The organism is Vicinamibacterales bacterium, from assembly GCA_036496585.1.
Lineage (GTDB): Bacteria > Acidobacteriota > Vicinamibacteria > Vicinamibacterales > 2-12-FULL-66-21 > JAICSD01.
Genome location: DASXLB010000018.1, coordinates 18,782 through 45,040, shown reverse-complemented (window position 1 = coordinate 45,040; position 26,259 = coordinate 18,782). Strand labels below are relative to the sequence as shown.

26 protein-coding genes, 1 tRNA gene and 1 other RNA gene are annotated in these 26,259 nt (G+C 68.1%); 4 read left to right on the top strand and 24 right to left on the bottom strand.

Annotated elements, in window-relative coordinates; translation table 11 throughout:
* Positions 1-8: 8 nt before the first annotated feature.
* Complete coding sequence (locus tag VGI12_05840; GenBank protein HEY2432177.1) at positions 9-1,874, top strand: ABC transporter ATP-binding protein; 1,866 nt, start codon at positions 9-11, stop codon at positions 1,872-1,874.
* Between the two features lie 43 nt (positions 1,875-1,917).
* Here the strand turns inward: VGI12_05840 and VGI12_05835 are convergent, their stop codons facing one another.
* From VGI12_05835 to VGI12_05755, 17 genes are all read right to left on the bottom strand, one after another.
* Positions 1,918-2,484 carry a 3D domain-containing protein gene (locus VGI12_05835; protein HEY2432176.1) on the bottom strand — a complete coding sequence of 189 codons (567 nt, stop codon included), beginning with the start codon at positions 2,482-2,484 and terminating at the stop codon, positions 1,918-1,920.
* A gap of 110 nt (positions 2,485-2,594) precedes the next feature.
* Positions 2,595-3,086 (bottom strand): DUF2062 domain-containing protein, encoded by a 492-nt coding sequence (locus VGI12_05830; protein ID HEY2432175.1) that lies wholly within the window; start codon positions 3,084-3,086, stop codon positions 2,595-2,597.
* 3 nt (positions 3,087-3,089) lie between these two features.
* The gene (thiL, locus tag VGI12_05825) at positions 3,090-4,103 is read right to left on the bottom strand and encodes a thiamine-phosphate kinase (GenBank protein HEY2432174.1); all 1,014 of its coding nucleotides are present in this window, start codon (positions 4,101-4,103) and stop codon (positions 3,090-3,092) included.
* Positions 4,072-5,646: a ribonuclease Y gene (rny, locus tag VGI12_05820; GenBank protein HEY2432173.1), complete on the bottom strand. Its 1,575-nt coding sequence runs from the start codon at positions 5,644-5,646 to the stop codon at positions 4,072-4,074. Before rny ends, thiL begins: the two co-directional genes overlap by 32 nt.
* A gap of 54 nt (positions 5,647-5,700) precedes the next feature.
* Positions 5,701-5,888, bottom strand: a non-coding RNA gene (gene ssrS, locus VGI12_05815) — 6S RNA.
* A 19-nt stretch (positions 5,889-5,907) separates the two neighbouring features.
* Positions 5,908-6,228 (bottom strand): cell division protein ZapA, encoded by a 321-nt coding sequence (locus tag VGI12_05810; GenBank protein ID HEY2432172.1) that lies wholly within the window; start codon positions 6,226-6,228, stop codon positions 5,908-5,910.
* 9 nt (positions 6,229-6,237) lie between these two features.
* Positions 6,238-6,606, bottom strand: a complete 369-nt coding sequence (locus VGI12_05805; protein HEY2432171.1) for a hypothetical protein — start codon at positions 6,604-6,606, stop codon at positions 6,238-6,240.
* A gap of 48 nt (positions 6,607-6,654) precedes the next feature.
* On the bottom strand, positions 6,655-8,706 hold the full coding sequence (gene pheT / locus VGI12_05800; protein HEY2432170.1) for a phenylalanine--tRNA ligase subunit beta: 2,052 nt from the start codon (positions 8,704-8,706) through the stop codon (positions 6,655-6,657).
* Positions 8,703-9,812 (bottom strand): phenylalanine--tRNA ligase subunit alpha, encoded by a 1,110-nt coding sequence (pheS, locus tag VGI12_05795; GenBank protein HEY2432169.1) that lies wholly within the window; start codon positions 9,810-9,812, stop codon positions 8,703-8,705. Before pheS ends, pheT begins: the two co-directional genes overlap by 4 nt.
* A gap of 102 nt (positions 9,813-9,914) precedes the next feature.
* The gene (rplT, locus tag VGI12_05790) at positions 9,915-10,346 is read right to left on the bottom strand and encodes a 50S ribosomal protein L20 (protein HEY2432168.1); all 432 of its coding nucleotides are present in this window, start codon (positions 10,344-10,346) and stop codon (positions 9,915-9,917) included.
* 22 nt (positions 10,347-10,368) lie between these two features.
* Positions 10,369-10,563: a 50S ribosomal protein L35 gene (rpmI, locus tag VGI12_05785; protein HEY2432167.1), complete on the bottom strand. Its 195-nt coding sequence runs from the start codon at positions 10,561-10,563 to the stop codon at positions 10,369-10,371.
* Positions 10,556-11,161 carry a translation initiation factor IF-3 gene (gene infC, locus VGI12_05780; protein ID HEY2432166.1) on the bottom strand — a complete coding sequence of 202 codons (606 nt, stop codon included), beginning with the start codon at positions 11,159-11,161 and terminating at the stop codon, positions 10,556-10,558. Before infC ends, rpmI begins: the two co-directional genes overlap by 8 nt.
* A 9-nt stretch (positions 11,162-11,170) precedes the next feature.
* Positions 11,171-13,108 (bottom strand): threonine--tRNA ligase, encoded by a 1,938-nt coding sequence (gene thrS / locus VGI12_05775; GenBank protein HEY2432165.1) that lies wholly within the window; start codon positions 13,106-13,108, stop codon positions 11,171-11,173.
* Between the two features lie 261 nt (positions 13,109-13,369).
* A tRNA-Val gene (locus VGI12_05770) sits at positions 13,370-13,445 on the bottom strand.
* A 133-nt stretch (positions 13,446-13,578) separates the two neighbouring features.
* A complete protein-coding gene (locus VGI12_05765) occupies positions 13,579-14,820 on the bottom strand; it encodes a S41 family peptidase (GenBank protein HEY2432164.1) in 1,242 nt (413 codons plus the stop codon).
* Positions 14,817-16,025, bottom strand: coding sequence for a peptidoglycan DD-metalloendopeptidase family protein (locus tag VGI12_05760; GenBank protein HEY2432163.1), 1,209 nt, complete (start codon positions 16,023-16,025; stop codon positions 14,817-14,819). Before VGI12_05760 ends, VGI12_05765 begins: the two co-directional genes overlap by 4 nt.
* Positions 16,006-18,072, bottom strand: a complete 2,067-nt coding sequence (locus tag VGI12_05755) for an alkaline phosphatase family protein (protein ID HEY2432162.1) — start codon at positions 18,070-18,072, stop codon at positions 16,006-16,008. Before VGI12_05755 ends, VGI12_05760 begins: the two co-directional genes overlap by 20 nt.
* Before the next feature lie 148 nt (positions 18,073-18,220).
* Here VGI12_05755 and ruvX point away from each other — a divergent pair, with 148 nt between their 5' ends.
* Positions 18,221-18,712 carry a Holliday junction resolvase RuvX gene (ruvX, locus tag VGI12_05750; protein HEY2432161.1) on the top strand — a complete coding sequence of 164 codons (492 nt, stop codon included), beginning with the start codon at positions 18,221-18,223 and terminating at the stop codon, positions 18,710-18,712.
* On the top strand, positions 18,709-19,731 hold the full coding sequence (mltG, locus tag VGI12_05745; protein HEY2432160.1) for an endolytic transglycosylase MltG: 1,023 nt from the start codon (positions 18,709-18,711) through the stop codon (positions 19,729-19,731). The genes ruvX and mltG overlap by 4 nt, the downstream gene beginning before the upstream one ends.
* A 23-nt stretch (positions 19,732-19,754) precedes the next feature.
* Here the strand turns inward: mltG and VGI12_05740 are convergent, their stop codons facing one another.
* The 7 genes from VGI12_05740 to VGI12_05710 all read right to left on the bottom strand — a co-directional run bounded on the left by VGI12_05740 (position 19,755) and on the right by VGI12_05710 (position 25,568).
* Positions 19,755-20,633: an NAD(+)/NADH kinase gene (locus tag VGI12_05740; GenBank protein ID HEY2432159.1), complete on the bottom strand. Its 879-nt coding sequence runs from the start codon at positions 20,631-20,633 to the stop codon at positions 19,755-19,757.
* On the bottom strand, positions 20,630-21,379 hold the full coding sequence (locus tag VGI12_05735) for a TlyA family RNA methyltransferase (protein ID HEY2432158.1): 750 nt from the start codon (positions 21,377-21,379) through the stop codon (positions 20,630-20,632). Before VGI12_05735 ends, VGI12_05740 begins: the two co-directional genes overlap by 4 nt.
* A gap of 40 nt (positions 21,380-21,419) precedes the next feature.
* A complete protein-coding gene (locus tag VGI12_05730; GenBank protein HEY2432157.1) occupies positions 21,420-22,379 on the bottom strand; it encodes a farnesyl diphosphate synthase in 960 nt (319 codons plus the stop codon).
* Positions 22,376-22,630 (bottom strand): exodeoxyribonuclease VII small subunit, encoded by a 255-nt coding sequence (locus VGI12_05725; GenBank protein ID HEY2432156.1) that lies wholly within the window; start codon positions 22,628-22,630, stop codon positions 22,376-22,378. The genes VGI12_05730 and VGI12_05725 overlap by 4 nt, the downstream gene beginning before the upstream one ends.
* A gap of 286 nt (positions 22,631-22,916) precedes the next feature.
* Complete coding sequence (gene xseA / locus VGI12_05720; GenBank protein HEY2432155.1) at positions 22,917-24,332, bottom strand: exodeoxyribonuclease VII large subunit; 1,416 nt, start codon at positions 24,330-24,332, stop codon at positions 22,917-22,919.
* A gap of 4 nt (positions 24,333-24,336) precedes the next feature.
* Positions 24,337-25,158 (bottom strand): TIGR00282 family metallophosphoesterase, encoded by an 822-nt coding sequence (locus VGI12_05715; GenBank protein ID HEY2432154.1) that lies wholly within the window; start codon positions 25,156-25,158, stop codon positions 24,337-24,339.
* Positions 25,158-25,568 (bottom strand): Hsp20/alpha crystallin family protein, encoded by a 411-nt coding sequence (locus VGI12_05710; protein HEY2432153.1) that lies wholly within the window; start codon positions 25,566-25,568, stop codon positions 25,158-25,160. The genes VGI12_05715 and VGI12_05710 overlap by 1 nt, the downstream gene beginning before the upstream one ends.
* A 145-nt stretch (positions 25,569-25,713) precedes the next feature.
* On the opposite strand from VGI12_05710, the gene VGI12_05705 reads away from it, so the two are divergent.
* A complete protein-coding gene (locus VGI12_05705) occupies positions 25,714-26,142 on the top strand; it encodes an Hsp20/alpha crystallin family protein (GenBank protein ID HEY2432152.1) in 429 nt (142 codons plus the stop codon).
* The last annotated feature ends 117 nt before the right edge of the window (positions 26,143-26,259 follow it).

Sequence of the window (26,259 nt, the reverse complement as noted above, 5' to 3'; positions counted from 1 at the left end):
CGGATCCGGTGACGATTCAAGACGACGAGATACTGGGCAAGGACTACGATGCGAGGCTGATGCGCCGGCTGCTGGCGTATCTGCGCCCCTACCGCGCCCACGCGCTGGCGGCGCTGGCGGCGATCATCGCCAATTCCATCCTTCAGCTCGCCCAGCCCTATCTGATGAAGCTGGCCATCGACCGCTTCATCCCCTCACGCGACCTCGACGGCGTCGACCGCATCGCGTTTGCCTACCTGCTGGTGATCGCCGGCGGCTTCTGCCTCGAGTTCACTCAGACGTGGCTGTTGCAGACGACCGGCCAGCGGATCATGTTCGATATGCGGATGGAGACCTATCGCCATCTGCAGCGGCTCGACCTGCGGTTCTACGACCGCAGCCCGGTGGGACGGCTGATGACTCGCGTCACGACCGACGTCGATGTGATCAACGACCTCTTCACCTCCGGCGTCGTCTCCATCTTCGGCGACGTCTTCACCCTTGCCGGCATCATGATCGTGATGCTGTCGATGAACTGGCGCGTCGCGCTGGTGGCGTTCGCGGTGCTGCCGCTCATCGTCGTGGTCACGCAGTGGTTCCGTCGCAACGTCCGCGAATCGTACCGGACCGTACGGCGGCTGATCGCCCGGATCAACGCGTTCCTGCAGGAACACATCACCGGCATGGCGACGGTCCAGCTCTTCCGCCGCGAGAGCCGCGCCTTCAGCGAATTCGACGCGATCAACCAGAAACACCGGACCGCCAACATCGAATCGATCTTCTACTACGCCGCGTTCTACCCTGCGGTCGAGGTGATCGGCGCGCTGGCGGCGGCGCTGACCATCTGGTTCGGCGGGCGCTGGGTGCTGCAGGGTTCGCTGACACTCGGGTCGCTCGTCGCCTTTCTGCTCTATTCGCAGCGCTTCTTCCGCCCCATCTCCGACATGTCGGAGAAGTTCAACATCCTGCAGGCGGCGATGGCGTCCTCCGAGCGCATCTTCACGCTGCTCGACGAACCGGTGGCCATCCAGTCGCCGCCGGCCGGACCGCTGACGCCGGACATCCAATCCAAGACGTCCGGGCATATCGTCTTCGACCACGTCTGGTTCGCCTATGGCAAGACCGCCGAGGGAGAGCCGGACTACGTGCTGCGCGACGTGTCGTTCGAGGTCCTTCCGGGCGAGCGCGTCGGCATCGTCGGGGCGACCGGCGCCGGGAAGTCGACGATCATCAATCTCCTCCTGCGCTTCTACGACACGACCCGCGGCCGCGTCGTGGTCGACGGGACCGATGTGCGCGAGACGGATCTGGAACGGCTGCGCGCGCTGTTCAGCCTGGTGCTGCAGGACGTGCAACTGTTCTCGGGCACGGTTGCCGACAACATCCGCCTGGGCGCTGACATCTCCGACGCCGCGGTTCGCCACGCCGCCGCCGCGGTGCACGCGGATTCGTTCGTGTCGCGTCTGCCGCACGGCTATGCGTCGGCGGTCGCGGAGCGTGGAGCGACGCTCTCGGTCGGTCAGAAACAGCTGCTCTCGTTCGCGCGCGCGCTCGCTTTCGACCCGCGCGTCCTGGTGCTCGACGAAGCGACGTCGAGCGTCGACACCGAAACCGAGATTCTGATCCGCGACGCGCTGCACGTGCTGATGTCCGGACGGACGACGATCGCGATCGCGCACCGGCTATCGACGATCCAGGACATGGACAAGATCCTGGTGCTGCACAAAGGGCAGCTGCGGGAAGCCGGCACGCACCAGGAACTGCTCGCGATGCGGGGGATCTACTACAAGCTGTATCAACTGCAGTACAGAAATCAGGAGCGCCTGGGCGTCGCTCCCCACGAGCCGGAGACCAGTGCCCATTCTTCATCGATCGAGGCTCCAGCCTCTCAATAGAAGAATCGAAGCTGGTATTCGGCCGCGTGAAAAGTGGTCCCGTCTAGTGGATTTCGATGGGGCGCGAAGGTAACGGAGCCTGGGCCTCCAGACGGGCCGCCTCGCGCTGGCGGAAGAGGCGCTGGATCAGATTGGGCTTGCTCGCAGTCGGGTTCCAGCCGAGTCGCAGGACGTTGATGGCGATGTCGCGGCGTCCGAGCTGCAGCGCTTCGTTGCAGTTCCAGATGTAGATGTCGATGTGGCGCCCCTGAACGGAGGGACCCGTGTCCATGATCGTGTAGATGCCGTTATAGCGCTCGCCCAGGCGATACACCTGGATGACCGACCCGACCGGAAGCAGCCCGGGATCGGCGGCGGCGATGCCGGTCCGCACGTTCACGCCCGAGGCGGTCGTCGAACCCTTGCAGTAAGCGGTGGCGGCGAATTGCAGGTGCTGGATGCCCGACGCCGGGACCGCGTCGGCGAGCGACGCCGCATCAGTCGTTTCGAGCGGGAGCGAGATGTCGCTGAAGTCGATCACCTTCGACTCGTACATCAACGCCAGCCCCACCGCTACCGTGGTCGTTGCCGCAAGCTTGCGGGTGAACGATCGGGAAATCGACATCAGCATGGGGCTGGCGGCTGGCGGGCTTGGCCCGCCACCCAAGACACTATAGGGCGCCGGTGGCGTTCAGTCAAAAGCCCAAACACCGACCGTCGTGAATTGTAACTTCTTACAATTCAGTCGCTTACGATGTGCTCTGTCCGGCGGCGATGAGCCACGATCATCGTCAGGGAGACGCGATACGCGATGAGGCTGAGCAAAATGGCGCCCACGGTGGAGCCTAGAACGTAGGCCCACGCCAGCGGCGTGAGCGCGTGGGCCAGGAGACGAAAATCCGTCCAGGAACCGTCGGCCAGTGCCGCGGTCAGTTCCTTCAGCAGGCGCGGTTTGATGGGGACCCGGAGTACGGCTGCGCCGGCCGCCGTCGCGAGCGTGTAGTACGCCGGGAGGATCCAGGGCAGGTTGGAGTAGATCCCCAGCAGCACTGCGACGCGATTCAGGCTCAGGGCAAACGCGAAGACGAGTCCGAGGACAGTGTGAAACCCAAGCAGAGGCGAGAACCCGAAGAACACCCCCAGCGCGAACGCCGCGGCCGTTCGCTCCGGCGTGTCGTGCGTATGCAGCATCTGGTCGAGCCAATGACGCATCCGTGGGGACAGCAGCTGCATGGTCTAGAAATGCACGAAACCGGCGGGCAGCGGTTCCGATGCCTCGCCGCGAACCAGGAACACGCCGGGTTCGGCCGTGAGTGCGCCGATACGCGTGACAGACACGCCCCGCGCCTGCCTGACGACGGTCGCCAGGCGGCCGCGGCGACGGCGCGGCACCGTGAAGAGCAGTTCGTAGTCGTCGCCGCCCGCCGCTGCGGCGGCCGCGGCATCGAGGCCGCGGCGCGAAAACCACTCGCGGACCGCCGGATCGATCGGCAGCAGCGAGGCGTCGATCCGGGCACCGGTGCCAGACGCCTCGGCGACCTGGCGGACGGCGTCGGCCAGCCCGTCGCTGAGATCCATGCAGGCGCTCGCCGCGCGGTTGCGACCGAGCAGCGCGCCGAGCCTGGTGCGCGGCTGCGGCCGTCGATGTCGCTCGATACACTCCTGGAATCCGGCGAGCTCCTTCGCGTCCCCCGACTCCTTCCACCACGAAAGTCCGGCCGCGGCCGCTCCGATCGTGCCAGAGACGTAGACGTCGTCGCCGGAGCGTCCGCCGCTGCGGGTGAGCACGTTGCGGCGGCGGGCGAAGCCGGTGACGGTGACGTCGACGAAGAGGGGACCGGGCGATCGCGTCACGTTGCCGCCCGCCAGGACGACCCCGTTCTGAGAGGCCAGCTCGAGGAAGCCGTCGACCAGCTCGTTCACCTCTCGGCCGTCCATGTGTTCGGGCACGCCGAGCGAGAGCAGCGCCAGCCGCGGCGTGCCGCCCATCGCCGCCACGTCAGAGAGGTTCACCGCGAGGGCTTTCCAGCCGATGTCGGCAGGCGAGCTGAGGCGCCGATCGAAATGCACGGACTCGACGAGCGCGTCGGTGGTGAGGATCTCGAGCGCGCCGCGCGCCGGCTCTGCGACCGCCGCGTCGTCGCCGATGCCGATCGTGAGCCACGCCGCCGTCGGCGTTCGCGCACGAATCGCGGCGATCAGCTCGCGCTCGCCGAGACTATCGCGCGTATTCGACGGCCCGTGTTTCACGGATGACGGTGACCTTGATCTGGCCTGGATACTCGAGTTCGTTCTCGATCCGCTTGGCGATGTCCCTGGAGAGCCAGACGGTCTCTTCGTCGCTGATCTGATCGCTCTCGACGACGATGCGAATCTCCCGCCCGGCCTGGAGCGCGAAGGCCTTCGAGACGCCGTGGAACGAGTCGGCGATGCTCTCGAGTTTTTCGAGCCGCTTCACATACGACTCGAGGATGTCGCGCCGCGCGCCGGGCCGCGCGGCCGAGATCGCGTCGGCGGCCTGGACGATCATCGCTTCGAGCGAGGGCCAGTCGATGTCCATGTGGTGGGCCGCCACCGCCAGCAGCACCGGCTCGCTCTCGCCGTGCTTGCGAAGGAAGTCGAGGCCGAGCTCGAGATGGGTTCCCTGCAGATCGCGATCGATCGCCTTGCCGATGTCGTGCAGGAAGGCGGCACGCGCCGCGACGTGGCCGTTCAGCCCGAGCTCTTTCGCCATGATGCCGGCCAGGAACGCCACCTCGCGCGAGTGGTTGAGCACGTTCTGGCCGTAACTCGTGCGGAACTTCAGCCGGCCCATCAGCCGGAGCACTTCCGGGTGCAGGTCATAGAGGCCGAGCTCGAAGGCGGCGGCTTCTCCCTCGCGGCGGACGGAGTCCTCCATCTCGGCCTTGACCTTTTCGACGACCTCCTCGATGCGCGCCGGGTGGATCCGGCCATCGGCGATCAGCCGCGCGATGGCCTGGCGCGCGACCTCGCGCCGGAAGGGATCGAACGACGACAGGATGATCGCTCCGGGGGTGTCGTCGACGATGAGCTCGACGCCCGTCGCCTGCTCGAGCGCGCGGATGTTGCGCCCTTCGCGGCCGATGATCCTCCCCTTCATATCGTCGCTCGGCAGGTCGACGACCGAGACGGTGGTCTCGATGGCGTGGTCGGCGGCGCTCCGCTGGATCGCGTCGGCGATGATCTGCTGCGCGCGCTGGCCGGCGGTTTCGCGGGCCTCGGCCTCGAGGCGCTTGACCAGGTTGGCGGCATCGCGGCGGGCGTCGGCTTCGATCTGCTTGAGCAGGAACTCGCGCGCCTCCTCGCCGGTCATCCCCGCCACGCGCTGCAGCTCGCGCTGCCGGTCGGCGACGAGCTGGTCGGCGCGCGCGGCCGCCGTGTCGGCGCGGTGCTGCAGGTCGATGAGCCGGGTGTCGCGGGCGCGCAGCTCACGCTCGGTCCGCTCAGCGTCGGCGAGGCGCTCGGTGAGGGCGCGGGTGCGCTCGGCGAGCGCCTGGTCGAGGCCGGCGATTTCCAGCTGACGAGCGCGCGCCTGCTGTTCGGCGGCGGCGACGACGCCGTGTGATTTCTCGCGCGCTTCGAGCTGCGCTTCTTTTTTGAGGGACTCGGCGTCGCGCTCGGCGGCGCGGCGGATCTGCTGCGCTTCATCCTGCGCGCGGCCGACGGTGTCGCTGGCGATGCGCTTGCGGCTCGCCACCCACCAGATCGCGGCGCCCAGCGCGAGCAAATCGCACGCTGCTCCGAGCGCCAGGAGCACGACGGGGAGGCTCATCGGGCTCATCGGACCTTCTATCTATCTGCTAAACGGCGCGGCACGCCGCCGGGAAAAGGCCCCGCTTTGCCGTGTGGGGAGGTCGTTTGAACCTGGCAAAACCAGGTGGAACCGCCGTTCGTCACCGCGCGTCAGGCTTCCTCTTGCAGAGGCATGCACACGGCGCGGCGCCGCGATTCGCTTAGATGGAGCATTGGCTCAAAGCGAGCCTCCATGAACCATCACGCGCAAAGCAGGGAACTCGAACTCCTCAGGAGGATCTTAGTGTGAACCGGCTGCCCGGGCAAGCGGTTCGCTGCCCGCGAGCGCCAGGTCCAGCATCCGCTCCAGTTCTTGCGCGCGCTCGTTGATGCCCGTCCGCTGGGCGGTGCCCTCCTCACGGGCGCGGAAGCACTCGTCGGCGATATTGAGCGCGGCGAGGACCGCAATCTTCAGCGTGTCGCCGGCCGGCGACTCCTTCGCCGCAAGCACCATCTTCTGCTCGACATACGCGGCGAGATCCGCGATGTAGGCGGCATCGAGATGACTGCGGATCGGATACCGGATGCCGTTGATCTCGATGCTGACGACGCGGGATTCCATGTCGGTGGGTTAGAGGTTGAGGCTCTCGAGCTGCTTGAGCATCTCATCGACCCGGCCGCGAACGTGGTCGCGCTCGGTCCGAAGAGCAGCAAGCTCGGTCCCGGTGCCTTCCGCTTCCGCGAGGCGGCCCCTGGCGGCGTCGAGCTCGGCCCGCAGCCGCGTGTTCTCTTCGGCGGCCCGCACCTGTTCGGCGCGCGTCCGGGTCATCTCTTCGCTCGCGCGCGCCTGTTCCCCCCGCGCCTTGGCCAGCTCGCCGTTGGCGCGAGTGCTCTCTGCGCGCGTCTGGTCGAGCACAGTCACGAGCTGTTTCAGCTTCTGCTCCAGCCGGTCGATGGCCTCGACATCCACGGGGGCTGCCGCAACCGCTGCCTTTACCATTCGCGTCCTTTCCGGGGGCTCGCCCTCGGCGCCACGACCGCGCGTCGGTCAGCGCCTGACTGCCCCGTGCGCGGCCGCAAGCGCGCGCACGATCGAATCCATCGCGGCGTCGGCCTCGGCGTCGGTCAGCGTCCGTTCCGGCGATCGGAACATCAGACGCAGCGACAGGCTGACGCGATCCTCCGGCACCCCCTTGCCCGTATACCGATCGAACTCGATCGCCTGCACGAGCGTCGGAGGAGCCGACGAGCGGATCGTGCCACGAACCGTGCTGGCAGGCAAGGTGCTATCGACGAGGATCGACAGGTCTCGGACGATCGACGGGAACCGTGGCAGCGGCTCGGCGCGCAGCGCTTCGGCCGTGTCAGCCGATCCGAGCGGCCCCGCGTCGAGCTCGAAAGCCCAGACCGGCTCGCCGTTCGGACAGCCTCGGGCCTCGGCGATCGCGGGGGCGATCTGGCCAACGACGCCGATGATGCCGGGTTGGCCGTCAAGACTGATGACCGCGGACCGGCCCGGGACGAGGTAGGGAATATCGGCCGGCGCGCAGGCGACCGGCGCGTGGAAGGCGCGCGCGATCGCCTCGACGACCCCTTTGACGTCGAAGAAGTCCACGCTGCGCGCACCGCCCGACCAGTGTGGCGGCTGTGCCGCGCCTGTCCAGACGCCGGCGACGGTGCGCGCCTCCCCGGACGCCTTGAAGCGCGTGCCGACTTCGAACAACCGCACATCGGCGTGCTGCCGGCGCCGATTGTGCGCGGCCGCGTCGACCAGTCCGGCCAGCAGGGAGGGCCGCAGCACCGCGAACTTTTCGGACAGGGGGTTGGCCACTCTGACGAGTGACGCGGCGTCCTCCGCGAACGGCGCCGCCGCTTCAGCCTCGATGAAGGCGAAGGTCATCGCTTCGGAAAAACCGCACGCGGTGAGCACGTGACGCAGGCGCTGATCCCGCGCCGCGCGCCCATCCGGAGCCGGCTGCAGCGCGTCTGGTGCGGGAAAGGTCGCCGGCAGGCCCCGGTAACCGTCGTCCCGCGCGATCTCCTCGATGAGGTCGACCTCGCGCAGCACGTCCACGCGGAAGGTCGGGACGGTGACGGACCAGACGGTCGGAACAGGCGCGGTGGAGGTGGGGAGCTCCGCCTGGGACACCGAAAAACCCAGCGGCTCGAGACGCCGCGGGACCTCAGCCTCCGCCACCGGAACCCCGAGCAGACGCTCGATGCGCGATGCGCGCAGGGTCAGGACCAGGGGCGTCCGTGGCGCGGGATAGCGATCGACGGTCGGGCCAAGCGGCTGCGCCGCGCCGATCTGCTGCAGCAGCGCCGCGATGCGCCCGATCGCCGCCGCCGCCGCGTTGACGTCGGCGCCGCGCTCGAAACGCGTCGACGCTTCGGTTTTCAGGCCGAGCCGCTTGCTGGTGCGGCGAACCGCGGCTGGCTTGAAACAAGCGCTCTCCAGCACCATGAGCCGCGTGCCGGCGGCGATCTCGGAGTGCGCCCCCCCCATCACTCCCGCCACTGCCTGTGGCCGTTCGCCATCGGCGATGACCAGCATCTCGGTGTCGAGGACCCGCGCGACGCCGTCCAGCGTCGTGATCCGTTCACCCGGCGCGGCGCGCCGGATGCGCAGCGTGCGTCCGGCAAGCCTCGCATAGTCGAACGCATGCGTCGGCTGCCCCGTTTCGAGCATCACGTAGTTGGTGGTGTCGACGATCGGGCTGGTGCTGCGCACCCCGCATGCCTCGAGTCGCTGCCGCATCCAGTCGGGGGTGTGCCCGGTCGATCGGACCTCGAACACCTGCGCGCAGTAGCGGGGACAGAGTTCCGGATCCTCGATGACGACGTCGATCGGCTGCGGCTGGCCGGCCGGCGGCAGTGTCGCGTCCGGCATTTGCAGGGGGACGCCAAACGCCGCCGAGGCTTCCCGCGCCAGCCCGAGGATGCTGAGACAGTCGGGCCGATTCGCCGTGATCTCGAAATCGATCACGCCGGCGTCGACCGCCGCGACCTCGAATCCGCGCGCCGCCAGCGCCGACGCCACCGCGTCGACGTCCGCGCGCACCTTGACCAGCTCGGTGAGCCACGCGTAGGGAAGCTTCACAGGGGGAACTGCTCCAGGAATCGCAGGTCGTTTTCGTAGAACAGGCGGATGTCCTCGATGCCCCACTTGAGGAGCGCCAGCCGCTCGATGCCGACACCGAAGGCAAAGCCCGTGTACCTCTCGGCGTCGTAGCCGACGGCCTCGAAGACCGCCGGGTGCACCATGCCGCTGCCGAGGACTTCGATCCAACCGGTCCCCTTGCACATGCCGCAGCCGCGTTCGCCGGCAGCCTCGCCGCGCCTCGGCCCGACGCGGCCGGTCCCGCCGCACGCGGCGCAGCTGATGTCGAGCTCGCCGCTCGGCTCGGTGTACGGGAAGAAGCTCGGACGGAAGCGGGTGCCGCGATCGGCGCCGAACAGCTCGTGGGCGAAGGTGACGAGCGTCCCCTTGAGATCCGCCAGGGTGACGGCTTCGCCGACCACCAGCCCCTCGACCTGCGTGAACATGGGGGAGTGCGTCAGGTCGAGCCCGTCACGGCGGTAGACGCGCCCAGGCGCGATCAGGCGCACGGGCGGCTGGTGCGTCTCCATATAGCGGATCTGCATGCCGGAGGTATGCGTCCGCAGCAGCGTAGCGGGCGCGCCCGACACGGACGCCACCGGCGCCGCGAGGTAGAGCGTGTCCTGCATGTCGCGCGCCGGGTGTTCGGCCGGCATGTTGAGCGCTTCGAAGTTGTGGTAGTCGTCTTCGAGCTCGGGTCCCTCGACGACGAGAAATCCCATGCGCAGGAAGATGGCCTCGACGCGATCGCGCATGACCGTGAGCGGGTGCCGCCGGCCGACGAGCGGCGCGCGGCCCGGCAGTGTCACGTCGAGCGTGTCGGCGCGCGCGGCGCGGAGACGCGCCGCGTCGCCGGCCGCGGCAAGCTTCTGCTCGATCACGGTCTCGGCGTACTGTTTCAGTTCGTTCGCGGCGCGACCGAGCGCCGGCCGCTTCTCGGCGGGCGCGCCCGCCACGGCCTTCATCAACGCGCCGATGAGCCCGTTCTTGCGAGACAGGTACTTGTCGCGTACGCCGCGCACGTCGACGTCATTCGATGCGGCGGCCGCGTCGCTGTCGAACTGGCTTCGATGCGACTCGAGCAGCCGGCTGTAGTCGTCGGTCATGTGGTGAACACCGTCTCTACGACAAAAGGCCAGACGATCACGGGACCAGGATTTCTCCCGGCCGCCTGATCTCCTGGCCTCCTGCGATCCGTTGACCCGCCGCTACGCGCCGGCTTCGGCCTTCGCCTTGGCCGGTCGCGCCGGCTTGTCGGCGCCGCGCGCCGGGCGCTTCGCGACGATCGGCTTGGCGCTCGCCGCCGTCTTGGCCAGCTTGGCGAACGAGGCCGGCGACGACACGGCAAGCTCGGCGAGGCTCTTGCGATCCAGTACGTTGCCAGCCGCCTTGAGGCCGGCGATGAACTGGCCGTAGGTCAGGCCGTGCTCACGCGCGGCCGCGTTGATCCGCATCACCCACAGGCGGCGGAAATCGCGCTTCTTGTTGCGCCGGCCGACGAACGCGTACTTGAGTGCGGTGTCGACCGATTCCTTCGCCGAGCGATAGAGCTTGCTCTTGGTCTGGTAAAACCCTTTGGCGCGGGCGAGCAGCTTCTTGCGCTTCGCGCGACGGACATTTCCACGTTTGACTCGAGGCATCTTTCCTTCTACCTTCCAGACTCTAGTAGGGCAGCATCCGGCGCAGCTTCGCCGTGTCCTGCGGAGACACCATCGTCGTCCCCTTCAGCTTGCGCTTGCGGCTGCGATCCTTGCTGGTCAGGATGTGCGCCTTGAATGCGTTGCCGCGCTTGAACTTGCCGCTCGCGGTCTTCTTGAAGCGCTTGGCCGCGCCCCGGTGGCTCTTCAGTTTAGGCATGTTCCTTCGTTCCTTCGCGCTCCTTCGTTCCTTCGCCGTCCTTCGTGGTCTTCGGCCTCTTGGCGCCCGCCTTCTGCGACAGGATCGTGTGCATCTGGTTGCCTTCCTGGCGCGGCGTGGTCTCGGCCACCGCCACGTCGGCGAGCTCGCCGATCAGCCGCTCCAGAATGCGGCGTCCGATCTCGGGGTGCGCCATCTCGCGTCCGCGGAAGAAGATCGTCGCCTTCACCTTGTCGCCGTCCTCGAGGAAGCGCTCGATGTGCTTCTTCTTGAACTGGTAGTCGTGCTCGTCGACTTTCGGGCGGAACTTGATTTCCTTGACCTCGATGATCTTCTGGTGCTTCTTCGCCGACCGCGCGCGCTTCTGTTCCTGATACTGATAGCGCCCGAAGTCCATGATGCGGCAGACCGGCGGGACCGCGGTTGCCGCGATCTCCACGAGGTCGAGCCCCTTCTGCCGCGCGATGGCCAGCGCCTGCGGCGGTGGCATGATCCCGAGCTGCGAGCCGTCCTCGTCGATGACGCGGACTTCGCGAACCCGGATGCGTTCGTTGACCCGCGTGCGATCGTCGCGCCGCGGACTGCGATCAAATGCGATAAAGCCTCCTCATGAGCGTGCCGCCGCCAGGACCGCGTCCGGTTCCTGCTTGGCCGCGATTTCGGCCAGGGCCTCGCGGATGAACTCGTCAACCGCGCGCGTGCCCTGATCCCCGCCGCTCCGCCGCCGCACCGCCACCGTGCCGTCCGCCGCTTCTTTGTCCCCGACCACCAGCATATAAGGGATCTTCTGAAGCTGGGCTTCGCGAATCTTATAGTTGATCTTCTCCTGGCGCGCGTCGAGCTCCACCCTCAGCCCGACCGCCGCCAGCGCCGCCTGCACGCCGGCCGCGTACGCCGCGTGACGGTCGGCGATCGGCAGGACCACCGCCTGCACCGGCGCCAGCCACAACGGGAACGCTCCCGCGTAGTGCTCGATCAGGATCGCGATGAACCGTTCGAAGCTGCCGAAGATCGCGCGGTGGATGACGACTGGACGGTGCTCGGTGTTGTCGGCGCCGACGTACTTCAGGTCGAAGCGCTGCGGCATCTGGTAATCGAGCTGGATCGTCGCGCACTGCCACTGACGGCCGATCGCGTCGGTGACGTCGAAATCGAGCTTCGGGCCGTAGAACGCGCCATCGCCGGCGTTGATCGTGTACGGCTGGTTCGCCGCTTCGAGCGCCTGCTTGAGCGACGCTTCGGCGTGATCCCAGGTCTCCACCTCGCCGAGGAACTTCTCGGGGCGCGTCGACAGCTTCACCGAGTAGGGCAGCCCGAAATCCCCGTAGACCCGCTGCACCAGGCGGAGCAGCCGCTCGACTTCCTCGGCGATCTGCGACTCCATCACGAAGCAGTGCGCATCGTCCTGCGAGAACTGCCGGACGCGCGTCAGCCCGGCGAGCACGCCGGACGCTTCGTTGCGGTGCAGCGGCGTCTGCTCGTGGAAGCGGAGCGGCAAATCCTTGTAGCTGCGCTTCTCGCTGGCGAAGATCAGGAAGTGGCCCGGGCAGTTCATCGCCTTGAGGCCCATTTCCTCGTCGTCGGACGACTTCACGAGGAACATGTTCTCGCGGTAGTGCTCCCAGTGACCCGAGGTCTCCCACAGCGCCTTGTTGAAGATGATCGGCGCCTTCACTTCCTGGTAGCCGGCCGGAAAGAGCACACCGCGCATGTAGTTGGCGAGGGTGTTGTAGACCGTCGTCCCCTTGCCGAGCCAGAACGCCGCGCCGGGCGCCCACGGGTGGAACGTGAAGAGACCGAGCTCCTTGCCGACCTTGCGGTGATCGCGCTTCTTCGCTTCCTCGATGCGCTGCAGGTGCGCCTGCAGATCCTTGTCGCTGAAGAACGCCGTACCGTAGACGCGCTGCATCGGCGTGCCCTTCGCGTCCCCCTTCCAGTAGGCGTTCGACGTGCTCAGCAGCTTGAACGCCTTCAGGCGATTCGAGGACGGCACGTGCGGGCCGAGGCAGAAGTCGACGAAGGTGTCCCTGTCCTTGATGGTGTAGACAGAGACCTCGGACTGGCCGGCCGTCTTCTCCTCGATCAGCTGCACCTTGAGCGGCTCGCCGCGCCCGCGGAAGAAGTCGATCGCGTCCTGCTTCGGCCAGAACTGGTGGTCGTAGGGCAGGTCCTGCGCCGCCAGCTCCTTCATTTTCTTCTCGATCGCCTCGAGGTCCTCGGGGACGAACGGACGCGGCACGACGAAGTCGTAGTAGAAGCCGTCCTCGAGCGCCGGGCCGACGCCGCACTGCACGCCGGGGAACAGGTTCGTCACCGCCGCGGCCAGCAAATGCGCCGTGCTGTGCCGGTAGACGTGAAGGGCGTCGGGCCCGCGGTCGGTCAGGATCTCGAGCCGGGCATCGCCCGCCAACGGCCGCGTCAGGTCGACCGGCGTGCCGTCGACGATCGCCGCGATGGCGGCCTTGGCGAGGCGCGGAGAAATCGAGGCCGCGACGTCGGCAGGCGTGCTGCCGGCGCCGACGTGACGGACAGATCCGTCAGGCAACGTGACTGCGATCTCGCTCGAGACCATGGAATGAGGTGCTAAGGGTGCTAAAGGTGCCAAAAGTGCTAACGGTGCTGGTGCTAACGGTGCCAGGGTGCTAATGGTGCTGGTGCGAATGGTGCCAATGGTGCTGACCGGTGTCAGCGGTGCGCTTAGGCAGCTCCGGCGCCGTGGGTAGCGCGAGCACCCGCACCCTGAAGCACCCTTCGCACCAGCACCTTTGGCCTCGTTGGCACCCTTTGCACCTTTCGCACCCTTCTCTGGTAGGCGCGAGTGGAGTCGAACCACCGACCTCCTGCGTGTCAAGCAGGCGCTCTAACCACTGAGCTACGCGCCTATGCCTTGAAAACACAGGCCTTGCCGAAACCTAGAGTTTAACAGGGAATCGGGAGATTTGGAAACGTGGGAATTTGGAAATCTGGAGATGTGTCTCACATCAACACATTCCCACATTCCCAATTTCCAAATCCTCAGGCGGTTTTCTTGATCTTCTCCAGGGCTGCGTCGAGCACCGCGTCGGTCGCGGGCTTGGGCTCGCCGAAGTCAACGTCGGGTTCGTCGACGGCCAGGTCTGGCGTGAGCCCCCGCCCCTGGATCAGATCGCCGCCGGGCGTGACGTAGCGGGCATAGGTCAGCCACAGGCCGCGACCGTCGGGCAGTCGGACGAGTTTCTGCATCCCGGCACGACCGAGCGTGCGCTCGCCGACGAGGTCGGCTCGCTTGTTCCCGGAGAGCGCCGCCGCGAAGAGCTCCGCGGCGCCGGACGTGCCAGTCGTGACGAGCAGCGTCACGGGGAGTTCGATGGCGCCGTCGCCGGGCTTGGCGGAGATGGTCTCCGTGATCGAGCCGGCGGGGACCTTGGCTGCGGGCTTGTCACTCGCCTTCGCCTGCGGATCGCGGCCGGCGACCTGGGCGAGCGTGCCCGTCTTCACGAACAGGCGCGCGGCGTCGAGCCCGGTATCGAACGGTCCCTCGGCGGTCCGGCGGATGTCGACGATGAGCCGGCGGGCGCCGCCCTTGACCAAGGCGTCCACTTCGCCGTGGATCTTCGCCGGCGCGCCCGCGCCGAACGCGGCGATCCGGATGTATCCGAGCTCTGGCGCGAGCAGCTTCGAGGACACGACCGCCCCTGGCGTGCGCTCACGCACGAGCTCGATTTCATGCGGGTCGGCGGCGTTGCCGCGGATGACGGTGAGCGTCACCTTCGAACCCGGTTCGCCGCGCAGCAGGCGCATGCCTTCGAACACCGACAGGTCGCGCGTCGGCTTTCCGTCGATCGCGCGGACGTAGTCACCGGTCTGCAGGCCGGCCTTGTCGGCAGGCGATCCGTCGCGCGCCGCGATCACCCGCAGGTAGTACTGCCGCGTCAGCTCGATACCGACGTCGCCGATCGGCGTCCCAGCGCAGGCGGGAGTCGGCACCGCCGAGGCGCACGCCGGCGTGGCCAGCGAACGGGCTTCCGCGGCGGTCAGGTATGCACTGTCGGGGTCGAGGCTGTCGGTGAGCCCGCGCATCGCGCCTTCCATGACGTTGTCGACCTTGGGCTCTTCGACATAGCTGTTGAGGATCAGCGACACGACGTCGTCGAACACCCGCAGGTGCTGAAACGTGTCGTCGCCGTCGGCCGCGCGCCCCCGCAGGGTGCCGAGCACGATGAAGGTCAGCAGCGGTGTCGAAATCAGCAGTACGGACAGCCGGGTTCGGGTAGTCATGGATTGCGGTATGGCCTCTTCAGCCATTGTAGCGGGTCCACGGGGGTCCCGTCGACGCGCAGCTCGAAGTACAGGGCCGGGTTGCCGGCCTGGTCGCGTCCGGTCATTCCGAGGGTGGTCGCCGTGTCGACCCGGTCTCCCTTCTTGACGCCGACGGTGGCCAGGTGCCCGTAGAGGGAATACGCCTTGTCGCCATGATCGACGATGACGAGATTGCCATAGCCGCTGAACGCATCGGCGAAGGCGACGACCCCGTCGTGGACGGCGCGCACGGGCTCGCCTTCCGGCAGCGACAGCTGGATCCCGTTCTTCGCCGTCACCGGGCTGCCGCGCAGCGCTGTGCCGAATCTGGAGGAGACCACCCCCTCGGCCGGCCAGGGGAGCGCGCCGCGGAAGGGGCGCAGCGGGAGTGCCGCGGGGGGCGCCTCCCGGCCGGCGGCGAGCTGGGCGATTGTCCCCTGCAGCCGCCGCTGCGCGTCCTGCAGTTCGCCGGCGAGCTGGGCGTTGAGATCGCGCCGTTCGTCGATCCGCTTCACCAGCACGGTGCGCGCGTCCACCGCCGCCTGGACGGCGTCGCTGGCCCGGCGCGCCTGGACCTCGAGCCGCTCGAGTTCGGTCGCGCGCGTTTGCAGGGCGGCGCGCTCGCCGTTCAGCGCGGCCAGCGTCCGGCGATGCTCCTCGACGCGGTCGCGATCGATGCGGTCGAGCGCCGCGGCGGTCCGGTAGGCGCGGCCCAGGTCGCGCAGGCTCGTCACGTCGAGCAGCAGGCGCCAGTAGCCGGCGCGACCAAGCTTGTAGAGCCGCACCAGTCGAGCGTCGATGTCGGGACGCTGGCGTTCGGCTTCTCCAGCGAGCGCCTGGGCCCTGGCACTCGCGGCGGCCAGCTTGGCGCGCACGTCCGTCGCACTGCGCTCGATCGTCGCCCGCTTCTCGACCTTGATCTCGCGGTCGACTTCCAGCCGCCGCAGCTCGACGAGCAACGTCCGCTCCTGGCGGGCGAGCGACTCCGCTTCCTGCTGGAGCGCGGTGAGACGATCCGCCGCGCGTCTGGCGAGCGCATCGGCGGCCTGGCGATCCGGCGCCTGGGCGGTGAGCGCGGCGGCCGCGAATGCGAGCAGCGCGATGCAGGCCGGGCCTGCGCGGCCCCGCCGGCGCGGCGCCCGTAAACGGTCCGCGCCGCCTCGGCTAGAAAAGCGGCTTGCCATCGATGTCGCTCGGAATGCCGACGCCGAAGAACTTCAACACGGTTGGCGCGATGTCGATGATGCGCGGATCGGCGGTCGCGATCGGCCGGCTGCTGACGAAGACGCCCGAGGTGATCAGGTAGTCGTAGCCGCCGTGGTCGGCGCTCCACTTGCGATCGTTCTTGTAGACGATGCCCTGCGGCGATCCGCCTAGAGTCGTCTGCCACGAGACGCGGTAGCCTTCGTCCATGCCGACCTGCAGTTCGGCGGCGTTCGACAGGTAGGGGCCCGAATAGATGTCGTCGCGCTTGTAGACGGCGCGGACGATGTGCGTGCCGTCTTCCGGGTCGGCCAGCGTCAGCAGTTTGGCCGAGATCTCGTCGGCAAGCGCTGTGGCCTCCGCCCCGGGACTGACGATGCCCTGCGACTCGCGGCCGCGCAGGTTGAAGTAGATCTGGCCGATGCCCATCGCGTAGGCACGCGTGCGCGACCAGTCGACGTTCTCCCAGAAGGTGCCGCCGCCGAAGAGGTCCGACAGCTTCTTGTCGGCGCTTTGTCCCTTCATCACCATGTAGCCGTTCTGCACGAGCCAGGTGTCGAGATTCACCGCCTTGCGCCACGAGTGGAAGCCGTGGTCCGAGACGATCATCACGGGGACGTCTGGGCCAACGCGCGTGACCACTTCGCCGACGAAGTCGTCGGCGCGGCGGTAGACGCGCTCGATCGAGTCGCCGTACCGCGCCGCGAGCGTCGCGTCGTAAAGCGGATGCTTCGGATCGATCAGCCGCCACATCATGTGCTGCACGCGATCGGTCGATTCGATGACGCCGACCAGCAGATCCCAGTCCTTCTGATCGACGCGGTTGAGGATGACGCGGGCGCGATCGTCGAAGGCGACCATCAGGTCGTCCATGAACGTCTTCTCGTCCATGCGCCCTTCGTTCAGCGCCCACGTCTCTTCCGCCCAGCCGAGCGTGCGGTAATTGCCAACCGCCTTGTAGAGATCGCCCGCGAATGACGCCGGGTACGACATCGGCACCGGTGGATCGTCGGGCTTGAAGTTGACGGGCGAGACGAGGAGCTGCAGCTCGTTGCCGGCGTTCTCGAGCAGCATCTGCGTCATGCCGTGCACGCGGACGAGCAGGTTCACCTTGAAGGTCAGGTCGATCCAGGGCGTCCATTTCCCCGGTTCGAGCGTGAGGTGCTGGCCGTCGATGTCGATCGCGGCGCGTTTGCCGGCCCGATCCCACTTCACCGTGAAGGGGATCCGCACGTCCTGCACCGCCTGCAGCTCGGCGAGCTGCGTCTTGTCCGCGTCGCCGAGGGGCGCCGTCTTGCGGCGGATCGCCTCGATCTGCTGCCGCACGATCGGGCTCGGCGGCCCTTCGAGTTCGCTCGATGCGGTATCCCCCTCGAAGACGAGCCGCTTGAGGATGCCGCCCATCTCGGTGTTGCCTTCCTCATAGCGGCTCAGATCCGTCGCGTAGTAGGAGAATGTCCCCATCGTGCCGCGGATGTCGGGCAGCGGCAGCCCCGAGAGCAGCTCGCCGTTGTCGACGTCCTCGGGGGGAAACGTCACCGGCACCGTCAGCATGTCGGAGCGGACGCCGGCCTTGCCGGCGGTGACCCAGAACGACGTGCCGCCGCGCGTCGACGTCACTCTCGGCTTCGAGATCGGCAGGTAGTTGAAGAGGAACCTCGGCGGTGTGCGCGTCACCATGCCGAGATCGGGAAGATAGGTGTTCGTGTCGCGGACGAGAAAATCGTAGATGTTGTGTTTGCCGGCATTGACGCCGGTGGCGAACGATGCCCACGCCGTCGGCGACTCCGGCGAGTGCGTCGTCTGCAGCGGATAGAAGCCGCCCTGTTTCGCGAGCGCCGAGATGTGGGGCAGTTTCCCTTCGGCCATCCACTTCTGGAGCAGGTGCGGGTCCATGCCGTCGAACCCGAGGATGACGAGCTTCTGGCGGTGCGTGCCGGGGCCGCGTGACGAAGACGACGAGCAGGCGAGAGAGAGCGCGGCGACCGCGAGCACACCAGCCGTGAGCCACCACACCGTTGTGCGCATCGAGTTGACCGATTATACGGCTCGCACGAGCCGACCGCCGGCCATCCTGCGCTCCGACGTCCGGATCGGCGCGCCGGCGTCGATCCCGACCTCGCCGGTCCGGATCGACCGGTCGCTGGCAGCCCGCAGCCGCGTGGTACCCTGAGCCGTGCGGGCGCTCGGCATCGACTATGGCGAACGGCGGATCGGGCTGGCGCTGTCGGATGCGACCGGCCTGCTCGCATCGCCCTGGAAAACGATCGCCAACAACGGGCAGGTTGGGGCCGCCACTGCGCGGCTCGCGATCGAGATCGACGCGCTGGCGGCCGAGTCCGACGGCCTTGGCGCCATCGTCATCGGCCTGCCGCGGCGCCTCAACGGCGACGACAACCAGCAGACGCCGATCGTGCGGGGTCTGGTGCGACAGCTCGCCGACAGGATCGCGATTCCCATTACAGTTCAGGACGAGCGGCTCACCAGCCACGAAGCCGACCAGCGCCTCGCCGGGCGCGAGCGCGACTGGCGGAAACGCAAGCCGCAGCTCGACGCGATGGCGGCGGCCCTGATCCTGCAGGACTACCTCGATCATCAGCCGCGGCAGACGGGGCCTGCCGCCACCTCCGAGGCTGACGAATCGACCGGGCCCCGTCAGTCACGATGAAAAGAGTCCTCGCGGTTCTGCTGCTGCTCGTCGTCATCGCCGCCGGCGGCGCGGCGTGGTGGTATACGGGCGTCGATCGTCCGTTCAAGGGTTACGGGGGGCCCGAGGTGTTCGTGGACATCCCGCAGGGCGCGGGCTCGGCCGCGATCGCCAGGCGCCTGGCCGACGCCGGCGTCGTCCACGACGCGATCAGTTTCCGCCTGGCGTTGTGGCTGACGCACGAAGGGCGCCGCCTGCAAGCCGGCGAGTACCACTTCGACCAGCCGATGTCGCCGCGCCAGGTGGCCGACAAGCTCGCGCGCGGCGAGATTTACTTCCGGCCGATTACGTTCCCCGAGGGGCTGACCATCAAGCAGATGGCGGCGATCTATGAAGCGAAGGGCTTCGGTCCGGTCAGGGAGTTCGCCGACGCGGCCAAGAACGCGGCGCTGGTCTCGGCGATCGATGCCGATGCCCGGGATCTGGAAGGGTACCTGTTTCCCGACACCTACAAGCTGCCGCGGAAAGCGACGGCCGCGCAGTTGGTCGCGCGGATGGTGCAGGGCTTCCTGAAAGCGCTGACGCCGGATCTCATCGACGCGGCCGGCACGCGGCACCTGACGGTGCGCCAGTTCGTCACGCTGGCATCCATCGTCGAGAAGGAAACCGGCAACAAGGACGAGCGGCCGCTCGTCGCCGCCGTCTACGCCAATCGCCTGCGGCTCGGGATGGGCCTGCAATGCGATCCGACGGTCATCTACGCGCTCGATCGCGCCAACCTCTATACCGGCAACCTGACGCGCGCGAACCTGCAGTTCGATTCGCCGTACAACACCTACCGCTACGCTGGCCTGCCGCCGGGGCCGATCGCTGCGCCCGGACGCGCGTCGCTGGAGGCCGCCGCGCACCCGGCCGACGTCGCCTATCTCTACTTCGTCAGCCGGAACGACGGCTCACACGCGTTCGCCGCGACGCTCGATGAACACAACCGCAACGTGCAGAAGTACCAGATTCAGTACTTTAGGGAACACCGGCGCTGAGAGAGCAGGGCGCGGCGCCGCTGCTATCGGTTGTCGCCGCCCCACTTCAACTTCTCGCGGAGCACGTCGAAGTACGAGCGCGACGCTGAGCGGACGAGCCTGACGGGTGTCGGCGCCCGCCGGATGCTGACCTGGTCGTTGCGCCGAAGCGCAAATCCCGATTGCCCGTCGAAGGTGACGAAGACCTCGTCCTGGCCGTCCATGATCGGGCGCACGTGCACCTCGAGGGATCCGGCGATCACCACGGGACGGTTCGTCAACGTGTGCGGCGCGATCGGCGTCAGCACCATGGCGTCCACCGCGGGATGGACGATCGGGCCGCCGGCGGCGAGGTTGTAGGCGGTCGATCCCGTCGGGCTCGCGATGATCAGGCCGTCGGCGCGGACGCGGGTGACCGCCGCTTCGCCGATGGCGACCGACATCTCGATGATCCGCGACAACGCGCCTTTCGTGATCACGATGTCGTTGAGCACCACGTGCTCGGCGAACGGGCGATCGTCGCGCAGCGTCCGCGCGGTGAGCATGGCGCGTGATTCGAGGCTCGCCTGCCCGGCCAGCGCGGCCTCGAGCGACTCGTAGAGCTCGGGGAGCGTGATCTCGGTGAGGAACCCGAGGCTCCCGAAGTTGACGCCGAGGATGGGGACGTCCATCCCCGACAGCGCGATCCGCCCCGCCATGCCGATGAGCGTGCCGTCGCCGCCCAGCGCGACGACCAGGTCGCATTCACGCGGCAGATCGTCGCGCGATGCGGTCGGACGTCCCGGTGGGAGACCGACCAGCTGCGCCGTGTCGCTTTCGAACACCGCCTGGATGGCGCGCGCCTCGAGCCAGCCCGCCAGTTCGGCGAGCACCCCAGACGCCTCGGTGAGGCCCCGCTTGGCGATCAGTCCGACGCGCGTCATGGCCGCCGGAGGTGCAGGAAGAACTCGCGGTTGCCTTCGCTGCCGGTGATGGGGGAGTCGGTCGTCGCCACGCGCGACAATCCTAGCGCAGTTGCCGCGGCGGCCACCTCTTCGACCACGCGCGCGTGCACCGCCGGCTCGTGGACCAAGCCCCCCTTGTGCACCTCGCGCCGCCCCGCTTCGAACTGCGGCTTGACGAGGACGACCAGATCCGCGCCGGCGAGAAGCAGCGGCGCGATCGCCGGCAGCACCTGCCGGACCGAGATGAACGACACGTCCATCACGGCGAGATCGAAGGCGCGGGTCTGGGGCGGCAGCTGATCGGGGGTGAGCGTCCGCGCGTTGACGCGCTCGATGACCTCGACGCGCGGATCGGTGCGGAGGCGCCAGTCGAGCTGGCCGTGGCCGACGTCGATCGCGACCACGCGGGAGGCGCCCCGCTGCAGGAGCACGTCGGTGAACCCGCCCGTCGAGGCGCCGACGTCGATCGCCAGCCGTCCGGTGGGATCGACGCCGAAGACGTCGAGCGCGTGCGCCAGTTTGACGCCGCCGCGGCTGACGTACGGATGATCGGGTTTGACGAGCGTGATCTCGACGTCGGCCGGCGTCGGATGACCCGCCTTGGAGACGACGACGCCGCCGACCTGCACCTGGCCCGCCAGAACGAGCGCGCGCGCCCGCTCGCGCGTGGCGACGAGGCCGCGCTCCACGAGGGCGACATCCAGGCGCGCGGTCGGCTTCTTCACGGTGCGCCGGCGCGGACGGTCAGGTCCGTCTCAACTGGCGTCAATTGGTGCGGTTGGTGACCCATCGCGCGATGGCCGGCAATTGGCCGGCGAGTCCCGCGTCGTGCAAGGCGGCCAGCGCGCGGGCGACGCAGGCGGCGGCCATCTGACGCGAGGCGTCGAGACCGTAGAGCGCCGGATACGTCGGCTTGCCGGCGGCCGCGTCCTTCCCGGCGGTCTTGCCGAGGTCCGCCGACGCCCCTTCGACGTCGAGGATGTCGTCCACGATCTGGAACGCGAGGCCCAGCTCCACGGCGAACCGCTGGACCGCGCCGACCTGCGCGTCGGACGCGCCGGCCATCACCGCTCCTGCGACTGCCGAGCCGCGGATGATCTCTCCGGTCTTGAGCGCGTGCATGGCCTTGAGGCCGGCGGCGTCGAACTGCGCGCCCGATCCTGCCGCATCGAGGTCGATTGCCTGTCCTCCGACCATGCCGCCCGCGCCAGCCGCGTCCGCCACGATCGCGATCGCGCGCAGCTTCCGGGCGTCGAGTGTCGCGTCGCCGCCAGGCGCCGGTTCACGCGCCATCAACGCGAACGCCTCGGTGAGCAGGCCGTCGCCGGCGAGAATCGCGAGCCCCTCGCCGAAGACGACGTGGTTGGTCGGACGGCCGCGGCGCAGCGTGTCGTCGTCCATCGCCGGCAGATCGTCGTGCACCAGCGAGTATGTGTGAATGAACTCGAGCGCGCACGCCGCGGGCATCGCCGCCGCCCGGGCGGTGATCGGATCGCCGCCGTTGGCCACTGCGACGGCCTCGGCCGACGCGAGCGTCAGCATCGGCCGCAGCCGCTTGCCGCCGGCGAGCAGGCTGTACCGCATCGCCTCGCCGAGACGGTCGGGACAGGCCGGCGCTGCAGGCAGGTAGCGCTCGAGCGCCATCCCCACCTCGGCGCGGCGCGCCTCGAGCCAGCGCCGGAAGTCGTCGGCCGCCTGGGGCGTCTCGTCCGGCAGGAGAGTCACCGGCTGCGCTCGGCCGGCGTCGGGTCGCCCGCCAGCCCCGACGGGGCCGTCTTGATTTCGCCGCGCTCGTTGAGAATCTCCACCCGCCGCTCCGCTTGCTCGAGGCTGGCGTGGCAGAAGCGCGACAGCTGCACGGCGCGCTCGAAGAGCGCCAGCGACTTCTCGAGCGCGAGATCGCCTTCTTCGAGCGTCTTGACGATCGTCTCGAGCTCGGCGATCGCCGATTCGAAGTCCTTGATAGTTGGATCCATGCGTTGTCTCTAGCCGCGATGGCAGGGCTGAAGCCCTGCACTACTCCGTTCCACGATGGCAGGGCTGAAGCCCTGCGCTACTCCGTCCCCGCGACGGCAGGGCTGAAGCCCTGCGCTACTCCGTTCCGCGACGGCAGGACTGAAGCCCTGCGCTACTCCGTTCCGCGACGGCAGGACTGAAGCCCTGCGCTACATCAGGCACACGTAGCGCAGGGCTTTAGCCCTGCTCCCCATTAAACGCAGCGTACGGGTTAGCCCTGCCGCCCCTCAAACGTAGCGCAGGGCTTCAGCCCTGCCGACCGTCGACGGTACAATCGATCCCGCCGTCGGCCAGCGTTACATGCACGCGATCGCCGGGCGTCACGGACGCGGCGCTCCGGACGATGGCGCTGCGGTCCTCGTTCCAGCAGACAGCATAGCCGCGGGCGAGCACGGCGAGCGGGCTCAGATTCTCCAGACGGCCGGCGAGGCCGCGAAAGCGCGCGTCGGCGCGCGTGCGGGTCCGTTCCGCCGCTGCCGTCAGACGTGCCTCGGCGCCGCCGAGCCGTCCTCGCATCGCAGCGAGGCGCCGCGGTAGGTCGCGCTGCTCGAGCCGCTGCGTGAGCGCGCGGCAGTGTCGCGCGCGCGTCTCGAGCAGGCTCCGCATCGCGCCGTGGAGCTGGTGCGTCAATTCGCCGGCGTGACGCTCGCGCAGCGCGACTCGGACGTGGAAGCCGGCCAGTCCGCGCCGGCTCGCCAGCCGATGCACCGTATTCCGCCGCTGCTGCAGACCGGTCAGCGCGGCGGCCCGCAACCGGCCCGTCAGCCGGTCGATGCGGGCGCAGAACTCGTCGTGCGCCGCCACCACCATCTCGGCCGCTGCCGACGGCGTCGGGGCGCGCAGGTCGGCGACGAAGTCGGCGATCGTCACGTCGGTTTCGTGGCCGACGCCCGAGACCACCGGCACCGGGCACGAGGCGATGGCGCGCGCCACCTTCTCCTCGTTGAATGCCCACAGATCCTCGAGCGAGCCGCCGCCGCGCGCGAGGATCACCACGTCCACTTCGGGAGCCTTGCCGATCTGGCGGAGCGCCGTCACGATGTCGGCGACCGCGTCTTCTCCCTGCACGCGCGCCGGGCGGATCAGCACGCTCGCGTTGGGCGCGCGGCGTTTCAGCACCTTGAGGATGTCGCGCAGCGCGGCGCCGTCGCCAGAGGTGACCACGCCGATCCGCCTCGGCAGCGCCGGTAGCGCCCGCTTGCGCGCGCGATCGAACAGCCCTTCGGCGTGCAGCTTTTCCTTGAGCTGCTCGAAGGCGAGCTGCAGCGCGCCCAGCCCCTTGGGCTCCATGTGCTCGCAGGCGAGCTGGTATTCTCCCTTCGGCTCGTAGACGCTGAGGCGCCCGCGCGCCACCACACGCAGCCCGTCGGTCGGCTTGAACCGCAGATACCGCAGCGCGGTGCGGAACATGACGCCCTTGATCTGGGCAAGGCCCTGGGAGCCGCCGTCCTTCAGCGTGAAGTACATATGACCGGAGTTCCACACCTTGCAGTTGGAAATCTCCCCCTCGACCCAGACGTCGCCGAACGCATTCTCCACGAGCGCGCGGAGCCCGGACGTCAGCTCACTGACGGAGTAGATCTTCCGTTCGATCGGCCGGGGCGCCGATTCGGTGGCGGGATCGCCCTCTTCCTCGAATGGCTGATCGAACAGGCTCCCCACGCGGTCAGCGTCCCACCGCGCTCTCGGGCGCGAGGTTGTCGACATCGGCCGTCGAGAGGTTCAGCCGATGCACCGCCGTGGCGCGGCCGGTCGCCTGATCGGCCGTCACGATGACCGCGTTCAGCCGGCCGGGCCCGCTCGCCGATTCGAACTTCGCGGGCATGCCGGTGGTGAAGCGAGTCAGCGCGATCTCCGTCGTCACGCCGATGATCGAATCGTGGGGGCCGGTCATGCCGGCGTCGGTGAGATAGGCCGTGCCCTTGGGCAGGACGCGCTCGTCGGCAGTCTGCACGTGGGTGTGCGTGCCGAACACGCCGGTGACGCGGCCGTCGAGATGCCAGCCCATCGCTACCTTCTCGGAGGTCGCCTCGGCGTGGAAGTCGACGATGATCACGCGCGCCTTGCCGCGCATCGCCTCGATCTCCCGCCCGACCGTCGCGAACGGATCGTCCAGCGGCTGCATGAAGACGCGCCCCATGACGTTGATGACGCCGATCGGCTCCCCCGTGCGGGTCCGGCCGACGTAGCTGCCGCGGCCCGGCGTGCCAGCGGGGAAGTTCGCCGGGCGGAGCAGCTTGGGCTGGCGCGGGATGTAGTCGAGGACTTCCTTCTTGTCCCACACGTGGTTTCCCGTCGTCATGACGTCGACGCCGTAGGAGAGGATCGTCTCGGCGATGTCGCCGGTCACGCCGAAGCCGGCGGCCGAGTTCTCGACGTTGGCGACGACGAAATCGAGCGACTCGCGCTCGACGAGCGCCGGAATCGCGCGGCGGGCGATCTCGCGGCCCGGCTTGCCGAAGATGTCGCCGACGAAGAGGATGCGCATCAGAGCACGGGAATCTTGATCCGGGTGCCGCGGCGCTCCTCCACCCGCGGCAGGATCACGCGCAGTTCGCCGTGCGTCAGCGTCGCGACCGCCTTGCCCGCGTCGAACGCCCCCTCGAGTGCGATCGCGCGCGCGAAACGCCCGAACGCCCGCTCGGCGATATGGAACGCCGCGTCGGCGTGATCGGCGGAGACCGGCGTTTTCTCTCCCGTGATCAGCAGCACGTTCCTGGAAAACACGACGTCGATCTGGCCAGCTTCCACGCCAGGCACGTCGAGCAGGATCTGGATCGAGGCGTCGGTTTCAACCACGTCGATGGGAGGGGTGTATTCGGCACCGGCGCCATCTGCCGTCAGAAGGTGGCGGAGATCGTCGGGAAGCTCCCGGCGCTCGACATAGACGCGAGCCATGCCGTCATCTTAGCACCGGGCCTTGAAATGAGGCCGGAAACACTGAATCAAAATATGAGTGTTAAATGCTAATATAAGCTGCTTGACAGCAGCTAATATTAATTTTAGGCTTTGGAGAATGATGAATTCTCTGAGGAGGGCACCGATGACACTGGTTCGCTGGAGTCCTGGTCGCGAGCTGGCTTCGATGGAAATCGACCGGCTGGCGAGGATGTTCGAGGACGTATACAAGGGCGTTCGGGCGTGGATCCCCGCGGTCGACGTCTACGAAACGGCTGCGCACGAGTACGTGATCAAGGTGGAGCTGCCCGAGCTGACGCGCGAAGCGATCGCCGTCACGTTCGAGCAGAACGTGCTGACCATTTCTGGGGAGCGGAAGGTGAGCACCGACGACGACGCGGGCACGTATCATCGCAGCGAGCGGCCGCATGGCACGTTCAGCCGCTCGTTCACGCTCCCGGCCACGGCCGATGGCGGGCGTATCAGCGCCAGCTACAAGGACGGCGTGCTGACGGTGCGGGTGCCGCAGCGCGAGGATGCGAAGCCGAAGCAGATCAACGTAGCGGTCGAGTAACAGTCAAGGGCCGGGGGTTGGGCTTGGGCTGCTCAGCCCGCGTCTCCAACCTCCGGCGCCCGCCTCCCACCCTCCAGCCTCCGCCTTCGTCAGGAACTTTCGCGTCCGGCTGTCGTA

Bases quoted from the DNA above. Each gene is read 5' to 3' on its own strand.
- VGI12_05710 (HEY2432153.1), bottom strand. From the start codon at position 25,568: ATGGCTCGCGTCTATGTCGAGCGCCGGGAGCTTCCCGACGATCTCCGC.
- pheS (HEY2432169.1), bottom strand. From the start codon at position 9,812: ATGACCGACGACTACAGCCGGCTGCTCGAGTCGCATCGAAGCCAGTTC.
- rplT (HEY2432168.1), bottom strand. From the start codon at position 10,346: ATGCCTCGAGTCAAACGTGGAAATGTCCGTCGCGCGAAGCGCAAGAAG.
- VGI12_05705 (HEY2432152.1), top strand. From the start codon at position 25,714: ATGACACTGGTTCGCTGGAGTCCTGGTCGCGAGCTGGCTTCGATGGAA.
- rny (HEY2432173.1), bottom strand. From the start codon at position 5,646: ATGAGCCTCCCCGTCGTGCTCCTGGCGCTCGGAGCAGCGTGCGATTTG.
- VGI12_05725 (HEY2432156.1), bottom strand. From the start codon at position 22,630: ATGGATCCAACTATCAAGGACTTCGAATCGGCGATCGCCGAGCTCGAG.
- VGI12_05765 (HEY2432164.1), bottom strand. From the start codon at position 14,820: ATGACTACCCGAACCCGGCTGTCCGTACTGCTGATTTCGACACCGCTG.
- VGI12_05810 (HEY2432172.1), bottom strand. From the start codon at position 6,228: ATGGAATCCCGCGTCGTCAGCATCGAGATCAACGGCATCCGGTATCCG.
- mltG (HEY2432160.1), top strand. From the start codon at position 18,709: ATGAAAAGAGTCCTCGCGGTTCTGCTGCTGCTCGTCGTCATCGCCGCC.
- VGI12_05715 (HEY2432154.1), bottom strand. From the start codon at position 25,158: ATGCGCATCCTCTTCGTCGGCGACATCTTCGGCAAGCCGGGCCGCGAG.
- VGI12_05805 (HEY2432171.1), bottom strand. From the start codon at position 6,606: ATGGTAAAGGCAGCGGTTGCGGCAGCCCCCGTGGATGTCGAGGCCATC.
- VGI12_05760 (HEY2432163.1), bottom strand. From the start codon at position 16,025: ATGGCAAGCCGCTTTTCTAGCCGAGGCGGCGCGGACCGTTTACGGGCG.
- VGI12_05755 (HEY2432162.1), bottom strand. From the start codon at position 18,072: ATGCGCACAACGGTGTGGTGGCTCACGGCTGGTGTGCTCGCGGTCGCC.
- VGI12_05740 (HEY2432159.1), bottom strand. From the start codon at position 20,633: ATGACGCGCGTCGGACTGATCGCCAAGCGGGGCCTCACCGAGGCGTCT.
- VGI12_05835 (HEY2432176.1), bottom strand. From the start codon at position 2,484: ATGCTGATGTCGATTTCCCGATCGTTCACCCGCAAGCTTGCGGCAACG.
- rpmI (HEY2432167.1), bottom strand. From the start codon at position 10,563: ATGCCTAAACTGAAGAGCCACCGGGGCGCGGCCAAGCGCTTCAAGAAG.
- VGI12_05830 (HEY2432175.1), bottom strand. From the start codon at position 3,086: ATGCAGCTGCTGTCCCCACGGATGCGTCATTGGCTCGACCAGATGCTG.